Origin of the sequence: Anabaenopsis sp. FSS-46, from assembly GCF_029891665.1 — a bacterium.
GTDB lineage: Bacteria > Cyanobacteriota > Cyanobacteriia > Cyanobacteriales > Nostocaceae > Anabaenopsis > Anabaenopsis arnoldii.
The window spans coordinates 1-21,586 of record NZ_JANQDG010000041.1 but is presented as its reverse complement, the minus strand read 5'-3'; the positions used below and the strand labels follow the sequence as shown (position 1 = coordinate 21,586).

Sequence of the window (21,586 nt, the reverse complement as noted above, 5' to 3'; positions counted from 1 at the left end):
TCCCTACTCTTGACAAAATGTACCTTATTCTTATTGATAAAAACCTTATTTTATTGATAATCATCAACGGAGGATTAAGGTTTGGGGGTTTGCGAGCGATCGCTCTCACGAATGTTAAGAAAGATCCGGGTAATGGATAGCTTGTAAGGGGAGGGGACTGGATTTTATTGTTTTTTGTGTGTTACCCAATCCTTCCCAATCCTTCGGTGTGTTCCCTTTTCCCTGTTCCCTAATATAAAAATTACCTGTTGAAAACTTATCAAACATCCTCTTAGAAGTATTTAAAGATTATCAGTATCTTATTGACACTCCGCGCACTCATATAATGCACCTCATTTCAAGGTTGGGGTCGGCGGAGAAGCCGATGCCACAAGAGTTAGAATTATTGAGGTTATACAGTTTAAATGGGGGACAATTCAGTTTATGCCGAATCCTACACCACTACCCAAGATAGTCCGCGCCCATGTATTTATTTCCGGTCGAGTGCAAGGAGTAGGCTATCGCTATGCTACCGTCGACACAGCGACTCAGTTGGGATTAACCGGTTGGGTGCGGAATCTTCCCGATAACCGTGTAGAAGCAGTTTTTGAAGGAGCGCGGGTGGTTGTAGAACAGATGGTTCGCTGGTGTCACACTGGACCACCTGCTGCAGTGGTCAAAGATGTTGTGCTTGAGTATGAAAAACCTCAAGGTTTGCGGGGGTTTGAAGTTAAGCCTTTTGATTGAACTCTCCTGGACGGGTAAAGGTGAAAACTTGTCTGTTAGTCTTCCGCATCTTGATATAATTGTTCTAATGCTTGTAACTGTGTCTTCCGGGAAACGCGACGATATTTTTTACTCTCTAACTTTGGTTCATATTGCTGCTTACCTTTACCTTTGGTTTTAATTTTCAGTGTTGACTCAGGATCGGCTTGTTGTTGCAGCTGAGTTTGACGCGCGATCGCCTGTTCTAAAAATTCTAAGTAATGTTCGTACCTTTCCCACTCACCCTGCACCACGCAATCAGGCTCGTCTCGATGCAAACAGTCACTAAATCGACAGCTAGACACTGCTAACCGCTCTCTAGCTTCTGGGAAGTAATATACTAGTTCTTCTGGACTACAATCCAAATCCGGTTGATTAAATCCGGGAGTGTCTGCAAGTAGACCACCCCCTGGCAATTCAAATAATTCTGTATGGCGCGTTGTATGGCGACCACGTGCTAGTTTACCAGAAACTTCTGCCACTCGCAGGTTAAGAGTGGGTATGAGGGTATTAATCAGGCTGGATTTACCCACCCCAGAAGGCCCAGCAATGACAGTAATTTTATGATTCAGATAGTTAGTTAATTCGTCAATATTAATACCATTTTTGACGCTGATAAATAGGGGTTTATATCCCCATCCCTCCAGGCGATCGCTAATTTCCTGTTGTACCTGTGGCGAGACTAAATCGCTTTTATTTAGACATAACAGCACATCCACATCAGTAGATTCCGCCTTGACCAGAAACCGACTTAGTTGATAAGGCTCCAGGGGTGGATCTGTGAGCGCAAATGCTAGCAGGATTTGGTCAACATTGGCGATCGCTGGACGGTCTAATTGACTTTCACGGGGGAGAACATCTGAAACTGCGCCCCTACCACCAGACCAATCTGGCTGAGAAATAATGACGCGATCGCCCACCATCACCTGTTGTCCGATTTTTTTCAAGCGGGTTCTGCGGGTACAAAGCAGGATAAGGGGTGCTGGATCATCCAGAACCCCTACTTCTACATCCAGCCGCACGCGATAAAAATTGGCTTGCACGGCTAACACCGTACCGAGTAACTGCCCATTAGTTGGCATAGTTTTGACTGTTGTCATGGGCCAGCAGCAGCGGGACGGCTTACCAACAAAGAAAAATAGCCCATGCAATCTGTAATTTGCTCAACCTGATAACCTGCCATAGTCAAGCTATCAGGGACTTGCTCAATAGGTTCTCCAGAATCTAGCCATACTTCTAGCAAACCTCCCGGCGGCATTTTTTCCAAGAATAATTTTGTGCGCACAAAATTAATCGGACAAGGAGTACCACGCAGGTCAAGTTGAGCATCGGGAGTTGAAAGGTGAGAAGATTTCATTACTTAAACAGATTCCCCAAGAAGCCTTGACCACCTTTACCAGTCCTGTCTCCCTTAATTTTAGCGAGCTTTTCGAGTAATTCCCGTTCTTCGGGGGTCACCTTGGTAGGAATGTCAATTAAGATCGTCAGCAGGTGGTCTCCGCGACTGACAGGATTGCCCAAACGAGGCACACCCCGGTTTTCCAGCTTCATGACTGTATTCGCCTGGGTACCGGCGGGGATAACCATTTCCACTGGACCTTCTACTGTTTCTACTTCCAAACGGCAGCCTAAAATAGCTTGCAGGTAGCTAATTTTAATTTCTGAGAGAATATTAATGCCATCCCGCTGGAATAATTCATCTTCATTCACAAATAAGTAGACATACAAATCCCCCGGCGGACCGCCACGTTGACCAGCATCCCCTTCTTGGGAGATCCGTAAACGGGTGCCATTGTCTACCCCTGCGGGAATGGTAATTTTTAGTTTTTTGGGTATTTGATTTGTCCCTTTACCATCACAAGCATCACATTTATCTTCAATCACTGTTCCCGTACCGTTACAGGTAGGACAAGTTGAGACTTGAGTAAAGCTACCAAAAGGTGTTCTAGTCACACGCCGGACTTGACCCGAACCGCCACAAGTGGAACAGGTACGAGGGCGAGTACCTGGTTTAGCACCCGAACCATTACAGACACCACAGACCTCTAAATGGGAAATGCGAATTTCTTTTTCCCCACCAAATACAGCTTCGCGAAACTCTAACTTCAGGTCTAACCTTAAGTCGTCACCCCGTACTGGTCCGCTGCGCCGCCGTTGCGTTTGACCGCCCATACCGCCACCAGCGAAGCCACTGAAAATACTTTCAAAGATATCGGCAAAGCCGCCCATATCGCCCATGTCTTGGAAGCCTGCGCCTGCGCCACCGGAAATACCAGCTTCACCAAAACGGTTATATCGTTCTCGAATCTCCGGCTCAGAAAGCACTTCATAAGCGCGGTTAATTTCCTTAAACCGATCTTCGGCTCCCGGTTCTTTGTTCACATCTGGGTGATACTTCCGGGCTAAACGGCGGTAAGCTTGTTTGATGTCTTCTTTGTCGGCGTCACGAGAGACACCCAGAATTTCATAATAGTCGCGGGCCATATAGCAAAGGTAAAAGTTAGGAGGAAGAAAGCAACAAGGCAATCAACGCCACAGACACTTGCTATCCTAGGGTAAGTCATATCCTGGAGGACTCGCTACTAGTAACAGTATGCCAGTCAGGAAAATCTTTACTCCGGTTGTTGTCCTGGGGGCAAAAACTCCCTCAGGTGACTGCTTTGGATAACTTAGTGTTCTTTGAAGGGCGGCTTGCCGGAAACTAGGCAGAAATAAAAAGTTAATTTTTATTAATATTCATATTAATATATTATCGATTTTACCTTTTACCTTTCATAAAAAGATGCAGTAAATTAAAAGCAAACCACACAAATAGCCAAAGTTGGACAATAAACTGTCTCTTGTACAATTGTGCTACTTCCCAGGGTAAACCTTTGCTGATCAACTATAGGAGCTAGCCGCACAATTAGGTACGGAAAACCCCCCACCGCTGTTTGCTGACATTCTACTCTGGGGATCTCTAGTCCATGATAACCCCCCCATCTAGCAGAAGCCTACACTCCCCGGAAGGGCGAGTGTAGGTAGTTGACATTGGTCTTATTACCGCCCTAGGAAGGGCAATGAGTATTTTAGATTCACTCCACCCACAAGCATATGCAGCCCGGGGATGACTGGTCATACCCCAATTTAAAATGCGACACCAGTAACTACAGTTTAACTTTTAGCTGAAGACTGATCTTGTTGTACGGGTGATGTGTCTTCCTTGGGCGCTGCTACCTTGACCATTGAATGGCGCAGCACGCGATCGCCTAAGTAGTATCCACGTACTAACTCTTCTAAAACTGTTCCTTCGGGATGTTCATCCGTTGCTTCCCGCATAACCGCTTCATGGACATTGGGGTCAAACTGTTCCCCTTCTGGACGCATTGGTGATACACCCAGGCGTTTGAGAGATTCTACTAATTGTTTATAAACCCCTTGATAACTTTTGTGAATTGTCATCTCACCATCAGTTTGTGGCTTGAGGTGCGCTCGCGCCCGCTCAAAATTATCAACTATGGGGAGCAATTCCAAAATAGTATTCCGCTTCACTTGCAAATCCAGATCTTCTTTTTCTTTGCTGGTACGTTTGCGGTAATTTTCAAAATCTGCGGCAATCCTCATATATTGAGTACCGCGTTCTTCTAGTTGCACTTTGAGGGATTCAATTTGTTGAGTCAATTCCGCTACAGCAGCGGTTTCTAATTCAGTTGTATCAGTGGCAGGAACACCATTTTCTGGTGAAATGGTTGTATCTTCCGATAGTTTATCTGGTGTTGTCACTTGATCAGGAAACCACCCTGCGCCAGATACGTTAGGGTTGGTAGGGGCTGGTGAGTCACTCGTCATTGATACCTCTATTGGTTCACCCAATTGCTGGCTTGTATTGTTTACCTGTTTATTTTCGTCCATGATTGTCTACTCGTCCCAAATTATTTTTATGGCATAGCGTCACCACAGCTGACAACTGAGGCTAATTTTTGGCCGATATTTTCCTGGAACTGATGTAACAGTCTTTTTATTGTGACAAATGGTGAACAAGTTAGGGTAGACACCATGGGGGCGGTATACCGAACGAGGGCTAGGTTAGGAATACCAGAATTTTCAGCAATGAGTCAAATATTTTTGGTTACCCCCTTGCAATTTCTCGAAGCCGGTGCTAATGTTAGTAATCGTGAGACAAATGGGTCGGTGTCCGAGTGGTTAATGGAGACGGACTGTAAATCCGTTGGCTAGCGCCTACGCTGGTTCAAATCCAGCCCGGCCCACCACTTCTCAAGTTGTGAGCTATAATTATTCAGTGACTGGTAATTTCACTGTTTTATAGCTCTCAACCCAAAAATCAATTTTTTTGCCCGTGTGGCTCAGTGGTAGAGCACACCCTTGGTAAGGGTGAGGTCACGAGTTCAATCCTCGTCACGGGCTTTTATCTAAACAAAAATATTCCTCAGCAAAAGGCGGTATAAAGCCTTTTTAATGCTGAAGTACACACCCATTTTTTCCCCTGTTCCCTGTTCGGTGTGTTCCCTCAAACTAAAAAACTTTGTAACTCCATGAATATAGCCTTTTTAATGCTGAAGTACACACCAATTCCCTATTCTCTATTCCCTATTCCCTCAAACTAAAAAAAATTGTACCTCACGAGCATGGGAAATGCTATAAAGTTAGAAAATGTTAGTCTCAAACAATTATTATCCGATTAAAAAAATGTTTTAAATACTACTAAGATTTGAGGGGATTGAATTTTCTAATCTATAGAATCGATAAAGTTTAAATAATATATTTGACAAATACAGCACAGAAAATAATTTGATTAGCTAGAATGCTTGGTACTAGTGAGTTAAGCAATTTTAAATCTTAAATCAGCTTTAAAGTTTCTTAGCTGTAAGTAAAGCTATAGTGTATTTAGCAATGCTGCTGTAAGCGTCGCTGAGATTAAGTTCTCAAGCCATATTAGTTGTTATGAATTTGTTTGGAAAGACACCCTAACTAAATGACAGGCAAAAACACAAGACATAATGCATTTCTGCGGCTAGTGTCTGGTAATGCAGCAGCTCCCGCAGCAGGTTCTCGCTATTCGCTGCTCACCAGTAAAGAGGCGGTAATTGGACGCGACCCAACCTGCCAAGTTGTCTTGGATGCCATGATGTATCGGATGGTATCTCGTCGTCATGCCGTGGTTCGTCCCCTCTCCTCATCCCCAGAACACAAATTTAGCTGGGTAATTTGTGATTTAAATAGTGCTAATGGGACTTTTTTAAATGGCAAACGCCTGTCTGAGTGTCAAGAATTGCACCCTGGCGATCACATTTCCCTGGGTTCTGATGGTCCGGAATTTATTTTTGAGTATGACTTAATTTCTCAACCTACGGTAATGACCAACGTAGTCAAACCGCTACCATCGGCTTCAAAAAGCCACCCCCATACATATTTAAAACAACCTGATTCAGTTAGCTTTACGCAACTGTTTCCGATTATTTCCACAGGTAAAGATTTAACTCGTAAAGCTTATCTAATACCGGGAATATTGACAGTAATATTTGTGGTGATGATGTTTGCCACTGTCGGTCAGCCCCAGATTAATCAGGTAATAGTCGCCACTTACATAGCATCAGCTGCTTACTATTTTGTTTACCAACTTTGCGGTAAACAGAAGTCTTGGTGGGTGCTAATGGGGACTGCATTAACGACAACCTTGATTTTACTTAGTCCCCTGTTGGATTTATTTATCTTTGTGTTTCGGGTGATTCTACCAGGTAACTTACCTTCTCCTCAAGAGTCTATCACCTTTACAGAATTGCTGATCAGGATGTTCTTCGGTGCGGGGTTGATGGAAGAATTGCTCAAAGCATTACCTTTAATCAGCGCGTATTTTATAGGTCGTAACTTACCCTCACCTTGGCGAGAACGCATTGGTATTTGGGAACCTTTAGATGGCATTCTCCTGGGAACCGCCTCCGCTGTGGGTTTTACCCTACTGGAAACTTTAGGACAATATGTACCAGATATTACCCAAAATGTGGCTCAACAGGTGGGCATAGGGGCGGCTGGGCAATTAGCTGGGTTTCAACTACTAATTCCGCGAATTTTAGGCTCCGTAGCCGGACACATGGCTTATAGTGGCTACTTGGGCTATTTTATTGGGTTGGCTGTTCTCAAACCCCGGATGAGTTGGCAGATTCTCTCTATTGGTTATCTAAGCGCATCTGCACTTCATGCTTTGTGGAATGCAACAGGATCAATCAATGGTTTATTTTTGGTAGTGGTGGGGGTATTGTCTTATGCGTTCTTGATGGCGGCGATTTTGAAAGCGCGGGTACTATCACCAACGCGATCGCAAAATTTTGCCACCCGCTTTATTGGTGATAAATAACAATATAGCATTTCCCATGCTCGTGAGGTACAATTTTTTTTAGTTTGAGGGAACAGGGAACACACCGAACAGGGAATAGGGAATAGGGAATTGGTGTGTACTTCATGAGCCTGAAAAAGGCTATAAATAATCACCTAAATAATCTTTGGTACTAACCATACCACAGATCCAATTAGGAAGATAATTTTACACTTTGAGGTTACTGGCTTTGAGCAGGTTGAGAATTACTAGGAGTTTGCGGTGTTTCAGGGGTAGGAATATTAGAGCGGTATCTCAACTGCATCATCCAATATCCTAGTAAACCAGCTAAAACCAGCAACAAGGACAGCACAAGTAGGTTTAAAGGTAATTTAGCAAGCCCACTGGACTGAATTTTAGATATTACTTGAGTTTTTTGGTTATGGCTACCCTCTAATAGAGTGGGGTGTAACTCCTGAGTTCCAGAACTTGCTGCCGACACAGAGGAAATATCTGGAATAACTGCCTTTAAAGTTAAATCTGGTGTGGCTACGCCAGACAAACTATCAGAATATTGTACTTTATAATGTATTAAAGCCAAAGTAACATTATCATGTCCATTTTTAGTATTAGCAAGTTCTACCAATTTATTCGCCACTGAAATAATATCATCTTCACCAGTCAAAATTGGTAAAATTTCCGTTTGCCAATAGTCTTCTACACGGTCAAAATCACTCAGTCCATCTGAAGTCAGTAAAAAAATCCCCTCTTCATCCAGAATAAACCGCTGGGAAGTAGGATGTAATGAGCTACTACCACTCATACCCAGAGCTTGTATCAAAGAACCAGCCCCACGGTTCCCTACAGCCTCACGATAAACAGCATACCCCAACCTCACCTCGCGGGAAGCTAGATCATCATCTAAAGTGACTTGATAACAACCCTCTCGCGTCACCCAGTAAGCGCGGCTATCACCGACATGAGTAAGGTACATTTCATGTCCCACAGGTAAAGCCATGACCAGAGTTGTACCCATACGTTGACGGGCTTGACGATGTTCACTGTCATTGCGATCGCTAATTTTGTCATTAGCCACAGCCACGGCATCATCCAGAATAGCTAAGATTCGGGAAGGTTCCAGAGGATCTTCAGTGGTCGGTGAGCGGAGTCGAACCGTTAAATCAGTCACCTCCTGTAACTGTTGAGAGATGCTTTCAATGGCTAAGTTAGAAGCAATATTCCCCCCTTGGTGTCCGCCGATGCCGTCACAGACTATGGCTAAAGCAGAGTCCTGTGGGGGCATAGTCACCACCGTGCCGCTGTTCGGGTAGCAAGCGTCTTCGTTGCGTTCACGTTTAGGACCGGTGTCAGTGAGAGTGGTCATCTGGACGGTGAGGGTTTGTGATGCGCCCAACTGTGCCAGACCTTGATCTAAAACTGCAATTAAAACATCTGGGGAACTAATCCTCCCCTCAATCAAAAAATTACTAATCTCCCGAATAAAATCAGCTACAGGTGGTAGGGATTGGGGCAGTAGTTGTTGCCAAAATTTGCCTAATTGGCGTAAACTTGGGGATTTGTGAGCATCAAACCGCAACTGCAACAGGCGGACTAAAGGTCCAGCGACTCGGAGGACATCAGCATCTATTAAACTACTAGCTACCCCCTGACTGTGGAAAGGTTGCCACAGATGGGCTATTTGCCATAACCAGTTAAGTTGACGCATAGAGGAAGCCTGATGCCAGGCTGTGGTTAACTGGGGATATAGCTGCACCTGGAGTGGGGAATCAACCGAGTATAAAGGCGGCTGTTCTAAAAGTAAAATTGGCTTATCTGAAGCGGCTCCATACCCAGGCAGTATGCCATATATCTGTGGTATGTTTAATCTATGGGGAAATAGTCTCAAATAAACTTTTATCTGCTCAAGAGAACTCCCATGGAGCTTCCCTAAGTCAGGCATTTGCGGTAGTATTCCTGGCTTTGTATCTAAAAGGATATTATTTTGAATAACTAAATAGCGATCGCCTAATACATCTCCAGGGCTACCCATATTCAGAACATCCCCCACAGCCCACAGATATCGTTTCGGGAGGGGTGCGGAGCATTGCTGGCAGAACTTGTGATTTAAAGGGTTAGCGGCCAGACAATCTTGATTTGGGCAGTAGAGCGTTACCGCTTCATTTTCCATAGTGTTGGGACTGATCAGCGTGACAGTTGACGGTTAACAGTTGACGGTTGGCTGTATTTTTCAGTTAACAGTGCACTGTCAACAGTGAACGCATTTGACTAATACCTTAGCTCGAAATCAAGTTTACAAACCAAAAAGCCGGGGGTAGCCTCAGCCATAATACAAACGGAACACCGGAACACCGGAACACCGGAACAGGGAACAGGGAACAGGGAACAGGGAACAGGAAACAGGAAACAGGAAAGTTGGGAATTAAGATTAATGTAGAGACATTACCGAGAACGTCTCTACTAGTATGCCTGATTACTGCCGGCGACAATTAGAAACTGGTTAACTTAAGGTTAACTTAATGCCTCAGCACCACCCACAACCTCTAAAAGCTCTTGGGTAATAGCCGCTTGTCTAGCTTTGTTGTAGGACAAGGAAAGAGTTTTAATCAACTCCCCAGCGTTGTCACTAGCATTATTCATCGCCGTCATCCGGGCGGCTAACTCACTAGCTGCGGACTCTTGCAGAGCGCGCAATAGCTGATTACTCAGATACAAGGGTAATAAAGAATCCAGAATTTGTACAGGGTCTTGCTCAAAAATCATATCCCGGGGTAAAGGACGAACTTGGCTAGTTACCCTTTGCCGTTCCACCTCAAACTGACCCCCACGGGTAGTGAGGCGAAAAATTTCATCATCTGGCGCTTCCAAACCTTGAGGGTCTAAAGGTAATAAAGTTTGAACCACAGGACGGGAGCTAACCAAAGAGACAAACCTGGTATAGATTAATTCTATCCTGTCAACACTTTCGGAAAGAAATAAAGAAAGCAGTTGGTCACCAATTTCTGTAGCTTCTGCTGCTGTAGGAATTTGTTCCAAGCCTGTGTAAGTCCCATCAATAGGTTGTGAGCGCCGTTGGAAATACTGAATGGCTTTACGTCCCACCAAGACATACTTGTAACTTACACCTTCCGCTTGCAGTTCCTTAGCACGGTTTTCTGCCCGACGGATAATATTAGTATTGTAACCGCCACATAAACCGCGATCGCCGGCAATTACTAATAGTCCTACGGTTTTAACTTCCCGTTTTTTGAGTAGGGGTAGGTCTACGTCTTCAAACCGGAGACGGGTTTGCAAACCATACAACACCTGTGCGAGGCGGTCAGCGAAGGGACGGGTGGCGGTGACTTGTTCTTGGGCGCGACGGACTCTAGCAGCTGCTACGAGTCGCATGGCTTCTGTGATTTTTTTGGTGTTTTTGACCGACTGAATGCGATCGCGTATTGCTTTGAGATTGGGCATGTTGGTTGACGGTTGACGGTTGACGGTTGACGGGTAACTATTGACTTTTTACACAGTAAAAAGGTCAATAGTGAACCCATTACGCTGTTGCTTGGAAGGTCTTCTTATATTCAAGCAGCGCAGCTTTGAGGGCGGTTTCTTCCTCGTCACCTAGTGCCTTTTTGGTGCTGACTGCTTCGGTATACTCAGGCTTACCAGTCTTTAGGTATTCTCTGAGTCCCTTGGTAAAGCTAGTTACTTTCTCTGTGGGGATATCATCTAGATAACCATTAATACCAGCATATAGAATTGCTACCTGCTCGTATACAGACAGAGGAGCATTTTGGGGCTGTTTGAGTAGTTCCCGTAATCTTGCACCCCGTGCTAGTTGGTCTTGGGTGGCTTTGTCTAAGTCAGAAGCAAACTGAGCGAAGGCTTGGAGGTCGTCAAACTGGGCTAATTCTAACTTAACCTTACCGGCAACCTTTTTCATGGCTTTGGTTTGGGCGGCGGAACCAACGCGGGATACAGAGATACCGGGGTTAACTGCGGGACGAATCCCGGCGTTGAATAGGTCGGAGGACAAGAATATCTGACCATCAGTAATAGAAATTACATTGGTGGGGATATATGCCGAAACGTCACCAGCTTGAGTTTCAATAATGGGGAGAGCAGTCATACTACCCTTACCTAACTCGTCGCTGAGTTTGGCGGCGCGTTCTAATAGGCGGGAGTGGATGTAGAATACATCACCGGGGTATGCTTCCCGTCCGGGTGGGCGACGGAGCAGGAGAGACATTTGGCGATAGGCTTGGGCTTGCTTAGATAGGTCATCATAGACTACTAAGGTGGCTTTACCTTTGTACATGAAGTACTCGGCTATGGTGGCTCCTGTGTAGGGGGCGAGGTATTGGAGGGTGGCGGGGTCGCTGGCGTTGGCGGCGACGACTACGGTGTAATCCATAGCGCCTTTTTCTTGGAGGGTTTGGACGACGTTAGCTACAGTGGAGGCTTTTTGACCGATGGCTACATAGACACAAATTACATCTTCTGATTTTTGGTTGATGATGGTGTCGATGGCGATCGCCGTTTTACCTGTTTGACGGTCACCAATGATTAATTCCCGTTGACCCCGACCCACAGGAATCATAGAGTCAATAGCGGTGATACCGGTTTGCATGGGTTCATGTACAGACCGACGGGCGATGATACCGGGGGCTGGGGATTCAATTAACCGAGTTTCGGTGGTGTTAATATCTCCCTTCCCGTCGATGGGAAGACCCAAAGCGTTGACTACGCGGCCAATCATGGCTTCACCTACCGGAACCTGAGCAATTCTCCCGGTGGCGGTCACAGAGCTACCCTCTTGGATATTCAGCCCTTGACCCATAAGCACAGCGCCCACGTTGTCTTCTTCTAAGTTTTGGGCGATACCTACGGTACCATCTTCAAATTCCAGGAGTTCCCCAGCCATGGCTTTTTCTAGTCCATAGATGCGGGCGATACCGTCACCTACTTGAAGAACTGTACCAACATTAGCAACCTTAACCTCTTGGTCGTATTGCTCGATTTGCTGCTGAATAATGCTGCTGATTTCGTCCGGTCTAATTGAAATACTCATAAGTCTATATTGTTTTGTTTGGTGGTTGGTTGACGATTGACTGTTGACTGTGTTTTGCGGTTAACGGTGAACTGTCAACGGTGAACGATGCGTGACTAATTACCAGTTAAGCGCAAAGAAAGACGGCGCAACTGACCGCGGAGGCTAGCATCAATTACTTGGGAACCGACTTTAATGATTACACCACCAATTAAGTCGCTATCTATTTTGGTTTGTAGCTCCACTTGGCGGGCGTTGGTGATGCTGAGAACTTTTTCTACTACTGCTTGCTGTTGAGCTTCACTCAGGGGAACTGCTGAGATTACTTCTGCTAGCGCTGTTTGATTTAGTTGTCGCAGTAAAACCAAGTACTGGTTTAATACTGCTTCCAGAAAGGCTATGCGGCGTTTGTCTACTAGTAACAACAGGAAGTTACGTAGGTAGGGGTTACCACTTTCGCCAAGTATTTGTCTAATCAGAACTTTTTTGTTTTCGCCTTTAATAAAGGGGTTAGCAATGAAGTTCTGTAGGTCCTGATTTTCCTGGAATAGGGCTAATAAGCTGCGTGCATCTGCGCCAATCTCTTCTGTGAAGTTTTTTGATTGGGCTAGGGATAGAAGAGCTTGGGAATAAGGGCTGGCTATTTCGTCTGTAGCTATTTTACTGGTCATGCTTCGCCTCCTAGTTGGGCAATGCTGCGGTCAATCAAGATTGTCTGCGTCTCTTGAGCTATACCGCTTTTAAGTTCTGATTCAACTTTTTGCAGTGCTTGAGCAACTACCCGTTGCTGTAACTGGGCGATCGCTTTGTTCAGGTCTGCGTTGAGGTCTGCTGCTCCTGCTGCTTGTAGGCGTTCAATATCTATAGCCGCTTGAGCTAATATCGCCTCTGCTGCCGCTTGGGCGGTGGCTTGAGCGGCTTGTTTGATTCTTTGCGCTTCTGCTTGGGCTGCTTCTAGGTTCTGCTGTGCTTGTTTGAGTTGCTGCGCTGCTTGAGCGGCGCGTTGCTCGGCGTTTTTAATTGCTGTTTCGATGTTGTCGCGACGAGTTTTTAGGGTTGTACCTAGTACTTTGCGTCCGAAAACTAACAGCACTGTAATAATAATGGCAAGGTTAATTAGGTTTGTGTCAAATATATTAGTATTTAGACTAAAACCACTATGTTCACTTGCCTCTGTTAGGTCAGTTCCGACGGCGATCGCTTCCGCCATCAACGGTAAAAAAGTCCCCATGATTTTTCATCCACAACGGCGCTGCCAAGGTTTAAGATTACTGACATCCTTAATTAGACACCTTCAGCCTTCCGGTTTCTAAGGGCGGGGGTGTCTTTTAGGTCAGTTAATGATTCCAAGTTGATTTTTCCTTAGCTGCGACTAACTAGGTCTGCTCCTAGGAGCTTTTCTAGTATTTGGCGGCTGAGGGTGTCTACTTGTTGCTCTAATGAAGCGAAGGCTTCTTGTTTTTGCTGCTCAATTTGACTGGCTGCTTGTTCTTTCTCTACTTGGGCTTGTCGTTGCACTGCCGCTATTTTCTCGGCTGCAATTTTTTGTGCCTCTGTTTGAGCATCCGCAATAATTTTCTGTGCTTCTTTTCTAGCACCCGCTAGAGCTTGTTCATATTGCTCTGCTAGTTTCTCGGTTTTAGATAAGCGTTCCTGTGCTTCTAGTTGATTGTTGCGGATGTAGTCATTCCGGCCATCAATGGCGTTACCCAGGGGCTTGTAGAGTGTTGCGTTTAGGAGTAGGGCTAGAATTAGAAATTGAATTGCCATTAAGGGAAGGGTGGCGTCTAGGTCAAACAGTCCCCCTTCTTTGGCCAGTTCTTCTACTGCTAATAATGAGATCCAGTGTGTCATGGTTGCTATTTTCTCTCTAATATATTAGTCCTGAGTCCTGAGTTGTTCAGCTGTGAGTTAAAGGTGTTTAACTTGGCTTTGACTCAGTACTCAGCACTCAGTACTTAAGATTTAGTACTGATTATGAGAAGGGGTTAGCAAACAATAGTACTAGAGCTACTACTAGTCCGTAGATGGTTAGAGCTTCCATGAATGCCAAGCTCAGTAGTAATGTGCCGCGGATTTTGCCTTCTGCTTCTGGCTGACGGGCTATACCTTCTACCGCTTGTCCAGCAGCGTTACCTTGACCAATACCAGGTCCGATTGCAGCTAAACCAACAGCGAGAGCAGCAGCTAGGACGGAAGCGGCAGCAACTAATGAATCCATGATATTTTTTTCCTTACTTTATGGGTTTGAATGGGTCTAGATGTTGTCGTCTGTTAGTTATTACAAGCAACAAACTGACAGATTGATGTTTGAGGGTTTTTAATGTCCCTCGTGTTCTTCGCCGTGGTGGTCTTCCATAGCTTCGCCGATGTAGGCGGCCGCTAGGGTGGCGAAGATGAGCGCTTGAATGGCGCTAGTGAATAGCCCCAAAGCCATTACTGGTAAGGGTACAAATAGGGGTACTAGTAGTACCAACACACCAACCACCAGTTCATCAGCCAAAATGTTACCGAATAACCGGAAGCTGAGGGACAGGGGTTTGGTGAAATCTTCGATAATTTTGAATGGCAACATGAACGATACTGGTTGTACGTAGTTGCCAAAGTACCCCAAGCCTTTTTTGCTGAATCCTGCATAAAAATATGCTAGGGATGTGAGCAGTGCTAAGGCGACTGTGGTGTTGATGTCGCTGGTGGGTGCTGTTAGTTCACCTTCTGGTAAGTGAATCAATTTGAATGGAACTAAGGCTCCTGACCAATTTGAGACGAAGATGAATAAGAACAAGGTGCCAACAAAGGGTACCCAGGGGCGATATTCTTTTTCACCTATTTGGTTTTTCGCTAGGTCTCGAATAAATTCGAGGGCGTATTCCATGAGGTTTTGGATACCGCTGGGGATTCTTTTGATGTTACTGCTTGCTGCGAGGGAGGCTAGCACCAGGACGCCAATCACAAACCATGAGGTGAGAAAAACCTGACCGTGCAGCTTGAGGTTGCCTATTTGCCAGTATAGATGTTTTCCTACTTCCAGTTCCGCGAGGGGGAAGGTGTAGGGGTTCAGAAAATTGAGCATTTTCTTTGCATATCAATGGGTTCTCCTGTCTTGGTTGGATAGGAGTAGCTTGTTTTTGCGGTGGGGATGTCCCTGACGCGGTTTGGTTTTTTGTGACTCTGGCTAGTCGGAGACAAAAGCCGTTTTGATGACGTAGATGATGAGTGTGGCTTTGTAGGTGAGAAACCCCAGGAAGATGGGGAGTATTTGGAGTTGGTTTAACCGCGATGCTAGCAAGATTAGGATGACTAGTAGTGCTAGCCGGGTTTTACTCAGGGACTGTTTTTCTCGACCTAAACGCTCAACATCTCTGGACAACATTTTCAAGTAAAGCACACCTGCGCACGCCCCTAACAAATAATTCAGGGCAATGTTAAGAGAATAGCCAATCCACACAGAGACAAAAATTATCCCCGTTAAGGCAAGTGTGATGAGCAACAGTTCCCGATAGAGTCGATAAAACTCTGCCATGGAAGAGTTGGCTGGTTCTGTGTCCTCAAAACCAGATTTCCCATCTTGTTGTGTTGTCGCAGTGGGGTCAATTGAATCTTCAGACAAGCTCACGAGACTTGAAACCAGTACAGCTAACTTGTAATGACTGCACATTCAGTCAGCTGAATCATATCATGATCAGGTAACAATACTTTAGAAAAAAACAATTAACTTCTTGTCATGATCAGACTGGGGGTAGAAGTCCCGCTATGTCTTGTTGATGTTTATTGCTTTTTTTTCACATTCATGGTACTGTAACAGGACTAAAATTACTGCTTTAATTAAAGTGGTGTTAATATAATTACCTGTTGTTCCAGGAGTGTCCTGATTTGTTTTAAGGTGATTTCCACTGTGGCTAAAATTTCCCCCACGGTTAAGTTACCATCACAGTTTTGCAGAAATTCTAACTCTGGGTCTGACAGGTTTATTACTTGATAGTTGTAATTAAATATACATTTACTTGGGAATCCATCAAGACAAGGGTTAAGTTCGGGAGTGGCTTGTAAGATTGAGTTATCCTCTGACCAGTCGGATTTGACTAGGGGGGGGCGACTGAGGAAAAATTCATAATGGGTAACTTCTGGGTCTAGTAATTCTATCAGGCGGTATTTTTGGCGATCGCTCAAACTTTCCACCCGTTGGATAATATCTGGGGCTTTGGCTAGGAGTCTATCTAACTGCCAAAATCCTGGATTAGAAAAACCGGTAAACTCTAAACCACAAGCATCAATTAATTCAAACAGTGTATCAATATTGTAATCAATCTCCTGGGGATGAAGGTACATATCGGCAAAACATTCATCCTTGTGGTTCTCTAATGACCAGAGTTGTTTTTCCCGCTTGACAATTCGGTTATTTTCTGGTAATGCGGCGAATATTTGTCGCCCCACTTGTACCCCATCACGGTAATCGCCTTTTTTCTCACCTTGAACCAGGGCGATCGCCTTTTGCATGAGTTGAATTTCCCAACGTCCCAACTCCCCATAAACAAAAATGTGCATCAGTCCACCGGGGGCGAGTTTTGTGGCTAAAGCTTGGAGACCGCGAACGGGGTCAGGTAAATGATGCAGAACCCCCACACAGTTAATTAAATCAAACTCACCGGGTAACTGTGCCACATCATACAAGCTCAGGTGATGAAACTCCACCCGGTCAGCACCGGAACTTTGACAGCGTTTTTTAGCCACTTCCAAAGTACCCGCACTTAAATCAATAGCCACCACCTGAGCTTGGGGGTTGAGGTGTACTAAATATTCCGTCCCCACACCGGAACCACAACCCGCATCTAAAATGCGGATATCTTGCTTTACTGGTTTACGTCCCGTGCAGAAATTGTAAGCAGCTGACCAATTCCAGCGCCAATTATACCCAGGGGGAGGCTCATCTAATATGGGTTCTGGGGGGAAGGGATAAGTATCGTAGAGTTTAGCAACAGCAGTACTAACAGTTTGGGAGTCGGACATAATCAGGAAAAACGCAGCATTTTTGAGTTTAGCTGATTGGGAGAATTATTCATCATCAGGTAAACCAATTCCTTGGGTTTGTATCAGGTGAAACAACCTAGCCAGTCGTAACTCAGCGGAATCAGCCCGTTGTTTTTCCTGTTCTGCGGGTGTAGGTATCCAATTATTATCCCCGTCATACCAACGTAACCACAATCTGGTTAACCCTTGGTATTCTCCTTTCCACAGTCCTAAACCGAGTTTTGGTTCTTCTAACCATAGCCCTCCCCCATTCATAGGTAGAGGTTGATAGCGGTTCATCATTAACCCAAAACATTGCAACTCGTTAGTATAACGGTTGAAGACAAAATAATAGGGGACTCTCAAAATTTGCTCATACACTGACCATTTATTAGGTGGTTGGTTGACCTGTGATCTGGGTCCTAAATCTTCTGCTTCCGTACCTGGTGATATGAGTTCAACTACCACAAAAGGATTAGTTCCCTCCTGCCAAGTCACATAACTTAACCGTAGGTCTGTTTGGTGATGAAACCGCGATACCCCCAAGACTGCAAACCAGTCTGGGCGTTTATACCATTGGCTATGTAGGGGGTGGTAGTATAAGTTTAAATCGCTGGCTGTAAAAATATTATCTTCTGGATAACTAGGGGGGCGAAAGGTGCTGCGCAGTAATTCAGATTGTAAAAGGTGAAACTCGTCTGGCAAACCCGGCTCCTCCTGATTTTCGCTTGGTAAATCATACATAGTTGGTAGTGTTTCTTGCGGAGGTAAGGGCGAGTCTGTTTGATGCATCTTCATTTACTCTCCTGTGCTGCTGACGGAATTACTGAACTTGAATGATCAGGGTTAAATCATGGCTAGGCGATCGCCTGACCGAGGGAAGTGTAAATAATCTATTGGGAGAATATTTACAGGATGTTTTAAAAGTTATCATTATCATGAATAGTGTATCAAATATTGACCCCCCCTAACCCTCTGCTTGTAAGGGGAGGGGATTTGATTTGATTGTTTTTTGTGTGTTCCCTGTTCCCTGTTCCCTATGAAAAACTTATCAAACAACCTCTTACAGAGTTTACACAGTTCAGGTAAAAAAATTTAAGTTAACTCCTACACTAAAAGCTAAAATTGTCATACAATCTTAATTAAGTATTAAGTATTGGAAGACACTACACTAGGAGTATCTCAATGGCTTTAGGAATGCCTGAATTTGCCGATAACCCAGAAAATCGCTGCCCTGTGGTACTATTACTTGATGTATCTGGCTCTATGTCAGGCAGACCCATTGAAGAGTTAAATAGAGGTCTTGCTACCTTTCAAGCTGATGTGCTTAAAGATGGACAAGCATCAATGAGTGTAGATGTGGCTATTGTCACCTTTGGACCGGTGCGGCTGACACAGGACTTTGTGAGTATTACCGGTTTTACACCCCCCCAGTTAAGAGCAGAGGGTTTAACCCCCATGGGTGAGGCCATTGAATATGGTTTGGATTTGTTGGAACAACGCAAGCAAGCATATAAAAGCCATTGCTTGACCCCACCCTAACCCTCCCCTTGTAAGGGGAGGGAACTGGATTTAATCAATTAAATGGGGTGATAAATGGGGTGAAGATGTGATGAAAATTATGGCTGAAAAGTGATCAAACAACCTCTAATAGATACTTGTGATTTGATAGTTATAATAGCTTTAACACAACCTAGTACAGAAAAGTATGCCTGAATTAAAAGTTAGCATTAGTGACGCTGCTCACAAAAGTCTCTTGGCACTGGTTGACTCCTCTGGAGAGACGCTTCAAACAGTATTAGACAAAGCCATTGAAAATTATCGCAGATATGTTTTCCTAGTTCAGGCAAATGAAGCCTTCGCCGCCTTGAGGAAAAATGAGGATTTATGGCAAGAGGAAATTTCTGAAAGGCAAACATGGGAACAAACTCTCGCTGATGGAGTAGAAAGGTAGTGGCGGAAATTACCAGAGGAGAAATATGGACAGTGGATCTTAACCCAGTAAGAGGGCATGAACAAGCTGGTAAGCGTCCATGTTTAGTTATTTCAGTAGACCTGTTTAATCGGGGTGCCTCTGGCTTAGTTGTTGTTTTGCCAGTAACTTCTAAAGACAAGGGAATCCCTTTTCATGTCACAGTTAAACCTCCAGAGGGAGGAGTGAAAATACAAAGTTTTATCAAGTGCGAGGACGTAAGATCAATCTCAGTAGAACGCCTGGAAAAGCGATGGGGAACTGTATCGCCGGAAATACTGACATTGGTTGAAGATAGGCTGAGAATCCTAATGGGATTGTAGTAGAAAATAGGGGCGTTTCTGAGACTTTTATCTACCTTGCATTTAAACAACAGTAAATTACCATTTATGACCCGCCTAATTTGTGCTAGTACCGGTAAATCAATTAATCTCCTGACTGAACTGGCTAATAGTGGTGAAGCTAAAGTTTGGCGGACTGATCACAGTGGTTATTTAGCTAAAATTTATCATCAGTCCACACCGGAACGAATGCAAAAGTTAGCGGTGATGCTCGACTATCCACCGTCTGATCCAAATCGCCACATCAATCATATTTCTTTCGCTTGGCCTCGGTCAGTCCTCAAAAATGCTCAGGGTAATTTGGTGGGCTTTTTAATGGAGGAAATTCGGGGAGGGGAAGAAATTTATGATGTTTACAACCCCACACGTCGCAACAAAGTATGTAAACTACCGGCTGACTGGCGGTTTTTCCACTACACAGCCCTGAATATTGTGTCAATTATAGGGGCATTACACGATAAAGGGTATGTGTTAGGTGATATTAAGCCGCAAAATATTTTAGTCAATGATCGGGCTTTACCTTCAATTATTGATACAGATTCTTTTCAGGTGCGTCATCCTCAAACTGGTAAAGTTTACCGTTGCTTGGTGGGAACCCCTGAGTACACACCACCGGAGTTAATTGGTCAGGACTTTGCAACCATTGAGCAAACGGAAATCCATGACCGATTTCGCTTGGGGATGATTATATATCAATTATTATTCAGTGGTCAGAGTCCATATGCGGGGAGGTGGAAAGGTGCAGGGGAACCGCCAGAACCTGGTGAATATATTAGTCAGGGTATATGGCTATATTCTCACCATCAGTTACTGGAACCCGTAGATAGAACCATACCCCTAGAAATTCTCCATCCACAGGTAAAAAGTTGTTTTCTCAGATGCTTTAATGATGGGTATAAAAATCCTGATTTACGCCCCAGTGCACAGGAATGGTTGCAGGCGTTAAAAGTTGCTAGTGAAAGTTTAATACCCTGTAACCAGATTGACAGTCATTACTATAGCCAAAGTTATGGTAGCTGCTATTGGTGCGATCGCGTTAGTAAAATTGGGGTTGAGATTTTTCCAGGGAGTGTAAAAGTCCAGCCGTCCCCTCCTAATTATGCACCCCAGAGCCAACCTGTAACCACTGCAACGACTCAAACATCCCCAGTAAAAGTTACAACCTCACCCGGTAGTAACTTTTCACCCACAACCCTCACTGGTCATTCTGACTCGGTTTGGTCTGTAGGATTCAGCCCGGATGGTCAAACCCTGGCTAGTGGGAGTGTGGACAAGACTATCAAACTGTGGGATGTGAGGACAGGTAAGCTTCGCCACACCCTCACCGGTCATTCTGAACCGGTTTTTTCTGTAGGATTCAGCCCGGATGGTCAAACCCTGGCTAGTGGGAGTTGTGACAACACTATCAAACTGTGGGATGTGACCACAGGTAAGGTTCGCCACACCCTCACCGGACATTCTAAGGAGGTTTATTCTGTAGCATTCAGCCCCGATGGTCAAACCCTGGCTAGTGGGAGTTGGGACAAGACTATCAAACTGTGGGATGTGAGGACAGGTAAGGTTCGCCGCACCCTCACCGGTCATTCTAACTGGGTTTTGTCTGTAGGATTCAGCCCCGATGGTCAAACCCTGGCTAGTGGGGGTGGGGACAACACTATCAAACTGTGGGATGTGAAGACAGGTAAACTTCGCCACACCCTCACCGGTCATTCTAACTCGGTTTCGTCTGTAGGATTCAGCCCCGATGGTCAAACCCTGGCTAGTGGGGGTGGGGACTACACTATCAACCTGTGGGATGTGAGGACCGGTAAGGTTCGCCATACCCTCACTGGTCATTCTAGCTCGGTTTATTCTTTAGGATTCAGCCCCGATGGTCAAACCCTGGCTAGTGGGAGTTTGGACAACACTATCAAACTGTGGGATGTGCAGACAGGTAAGGTTCGTCACACCCTCACCGGTCATTCTAGCCCGGTTTATTCTTTAGGATTCAGCCCCGATGGTCAAACCCTGGCTAGTGGGAGTGTGGACAAGACTATCAAACTGTGGGATGTGAGGACAGGTAAGGTTCGCCACACCCTCACCGGTCATTCTGAACCGGTTTCGTCTGTAGGATTCAGCCCCGATGGTCAAACCCTAGCTAGTGGGAGTGGGGACAA

At 45.0% G+C, this 21,586-nt stretch carries 22 protein-coding genes and 2 tRNA genes; 9 read left to right on the top strand and 15 right to left on the bottom strand.

Annotation, left to right across the window (positions count from 1 at the left end; all coding sequences use genetic code 11):
• Positions 1-423 precede the first annotated feature (423 nt).
• On the top strand, positions 424-726 hold the full coding sequence (locus tag NWP21_RS04290; protein ID WP_280791738.1) for an acylphosphatase: 303 nt from the start codon (positions 424-426) through the stop codon (positions 724-726).
• Positions 727-761: 35 nt separating this feature from the next.
• Here the strand turns inward: NWP21_RS04290 and rsgA are convergent, their stop codons facing one another.
• From rsgA to grpE, 4 genes are all read right to left on the bottom strand, one after another.
• A complete protein-coding gene (gene rsgA / locus NWP21_RS04285; RefSeq protein WP_280791737.1) occupies positions 762-1,826 on the bottom strand; it encodes a small ribosomal subunit biogenesis GTPase RsgA in 1,065 nt (354 codons plus the stop codon).
• A 14-nt stretch (positions 1,827-1,840) separates the two neighbouring features.
• Complete coding sequence (locus tag NWP21_RS04280; protein ID WP_271732580.1) at positions 1,841-2,101, bottom strand: sulfurtransferase TusA family protein; 261 nt, start codon at positions 2,099-2,101, stop codon at positions 1,841-1,843.
• Positions 2,101-3,228: a molecular chaperone DnaJ gene (gene dnaJ / locus NWP21_RS04275; protein WP_271732579.1), complete on the bottom strand. Its 1,128-nt coding sequence runs from the start codon at positions 3,226-3,228 to the stop codon at positions 2,101-2,103. Before dnaJ ends, NWP21_RS04280 begins: the two co-directional genes overlap by 1 nt.
• A 669-nt stretch (positions 3,229-3,897) precedes the next feature.
• Positions 3,898-4,638, bottom strand: a complete 741-nt coding sequence (grpE, locus tag NWP21_RS04270; protein WP_280791739.1) for a nucleotide exchange factor GrpE — start codon at positions 4,636-4,638, stop codon at positions 3,898-3,900.
• A 270-nt stretch (positions 4,639-4,908) separates the two neighbouring features.
• Between grpE and NWP21_RS04265 the strand changes: the two genes are divergently transcribed.
• The 3 genes from NWP21_RS04265 to NWP21_RS04255 all read left to right on the top strand — a co-directional run bounded on the left by NWP21_RS04265 (position 4,909) and on the right by NWP21_RS04255 (position 7,096).
• Positions 4,909-4,994: transfer RNA gene (locus NWP21_RS04265), tRNA-Tyr, on the top strand.
• Between the two features lie 82 nt (positions 4,995-5,076).
• Positions 5,077-5,148: transfer RNA gene (locus NWP21_RS04260), tRNA-Thr, on the top strand.
• 568 nt (positions 5,149-5,716) lie between these two features.
• Entirely contained in the window at positions 5,717-7,096 is a 1,380-nt protein-coding gene (locus NWP21_RS04255) for a PrsW family glutamic-type intramembrane protease (protein WP_280791735.1), read from the top strand.
• A gap of 199 nt (positions 7,097-7,295) precedes the next feature.
• Here NWP21_RS04255 and NWP21_RS04250 read toward each other — a convergent pair whose 3' ends face one another.
• The 11 genes from NWP21_RS04250 to NWP21_RS04200 form a co-directional block, all read right to left on the bottom strand.
• Positions 7,296-9,242, bottom strand: coding sequence for a protein phosphatase 2C domain-containing protein (locus NWP21_RS04250; RefSeq protein WP_280791734.1), 1,947 nt, complete (start codon positions 9,240-9,242; stop codon positions 7,296-7,298).
• Positions 9,243-9,583: 341 nt separating this feature from the next.
• A complete protein-coding gene (locus tag NWP21_RS04245; protein WP_280791733.1) occupies positions 9,584-10,531 on the bottom strand; it encodes a F0F1 ATP synthase subunit gamma in 948 nt (315 codons plus the stop codon).
• A 79-nt stretch (positions 10,532-10,610) separates the two neighbouring features.
• Positions 10,611-12,131 (bottom strand): F0F1 ATP synthase subunit alpha, encoded by a 1,521-nt coding sequence (gene atpA, locus NWP21_RS04240; RefSeq protein WP_271732573.1) that lies wholly within the window; start codon positions 12,129-12,131, stop codon positions 10,611-10,613.
• Positions 12,132-12,226: 95 nt separating this feature from the next.
• A complete protein-coding gene (gene atpH, locus NWP21_RS04235) occupies positions 12,227-12,781 on the bottom strand; it encodes an ATP synthase F1 subunit delta (RefSeq protein ID WP_271732571.1) in 555 nt (184 codons plus the stop codon).
• Positions 12,778-13,341 (bottom strand): F0F1 ATP synthase subunit B, encoded by a 564-nt coding sequence (locus NWP21_RS04230; protein WP_280791732.1) that lies wholly within the window; start codon positions 13,339-13,341, stop codon positions 12,778-12,780. Before NWP21_RS04230 ends, atpH begins: the two co-directional genes overlap by 4 nt.
• 131 nt (positions 13,342-13,472) lie before the next feature.
• Positions 13,473-13,964: a F0F1 ATP synthase subunit B' gene (locus NWP21_RS04225; RefSeq protein WP_271732567.1), complete on the bottom strand. Its 492-nt coding sequence runs from the start codon at positions 13,962-13,964 to the stop codon at positions 13,473-13,475.
• A gap of 121 nt (positions 13,965-14,085) precedes the next feature.
• Positions 14,086-14,331: an ATP synthase F0 subunit C gene (atpE, locus tag NWP21_RS04220; RefSeq protein WP_271732565.1), complete on the bottom strand. Its 246-nt coding sequence runs from the start codon at positions 14,329-14,331 to the stop codon at positions 14,086-14,088.
• 99 nt (positions 14,332-14,430) lie between these two features.
• The gene (gene atpB / locus NWP21_RS04215; RefSeq protein WP_271732563.1) at positions 14,431-15,183 is read right to left on the bottom strand and encodes a F0F1 ATP synthase subunit A; all 753 of its coding nucleotides are present in this window, start codon (positions 15,181-15,183) and stop codon (positions 14,431-14,433) included.
• A gap of 102 nt (positions 15,184-15,285) precedes the next feature.
• Positions 15,286-15,726 carry an ATP synthase subunit I gene (locus NWP21_RS04210; protein ID WP_280791731.1) on the bottom strand — a complete coding sequence of 147 codons (441 nt, stop codon included), beginning with the start codon at positions 15,724-15,726 and terminating at the stop codon, positions 15,286-15,288.
• 209 nt (positions 15,727-15,935) lie between these two features.
• Entirely contained in the window at positions 15,936-17,117 is a 1,182-nt protein-coding gene (locus NWP21_RS04205) for a class I SAM-dependent methyltransferase (protein ID WP_280791730.1), read from the bottom strand.
• A 45-nt stretch (positions 17,118-17,162) separates the two neighbouring features.
• Entirely contained in the window at positions 17,163-17,909 is a 747-nt protein-coding gene (locus tag NWP21_RS04200; protein WP_280791729.1) for a Uma2 family endonuclease, read from the bottom strand.
• Between the two features lie 44 nt (positions 17,910-17,953).
• On the opposite strand from NWP21_RS04200, the gene NWP21_RS04195 reads away from it, so the two are divergent.
• The 5 genes from NWP21_RS04195 to NWP21_RS04175 form a co-directional block, all read left to right on the top strand.
• Positions 17,954-18,088, top strand: a complete 135-nt coding sequence (locus NWP21_RS04195; RefSeq protein ID WP_280791728.1) for a hypothetical protein — start codon at positions 17,954-17,956, stop codon at positions 18,086-18,088.
• Between the two features lie 214 nt (positions 18,089-18,302).
• Entirely contained in the window at positions 18,303-18,659 is a 357-nt protein-coding gene (locus NWP21_RS04190; protein ID WP_348519752.1) for a hypothetical protein, read from the top strand.
• A 166-nt stretch (positions 18,660-18,825) separates the two neighbouring features.
• A complete protein-coding gene (locus tag NWP21_RS04185) occupies positions 18,826-19,071 on the top strand; it encodes a hypothetical protein (protein ID WP_200988388.1) in 246 nt (81 codons plus the stop codon).
• A complete protein-coding gene (locus NWP21_RS04180) occupies positions 19,071-19,412 on the top strand; it encodes a type II toxin-antitoxin system PemK/MazF family toxin (RefSeq protein ID WP_280791727.1) in 342 nt (113 codons plus the stop codon). The genes NWP21_RS04185 and NWP21_RS04180 overlap by 1 nt, the downstream gene beginning before the upstream one ends.
• Positions 19,413-19,478: 66 nt before the next feature.
• Positions 19,479-21,586 (top strand): hypothetical protein (locus NWP21_RS04175; protein ID WP_280791726.1); only part of this gene is annotated, 2,108 nt, incomplete at its 3' end.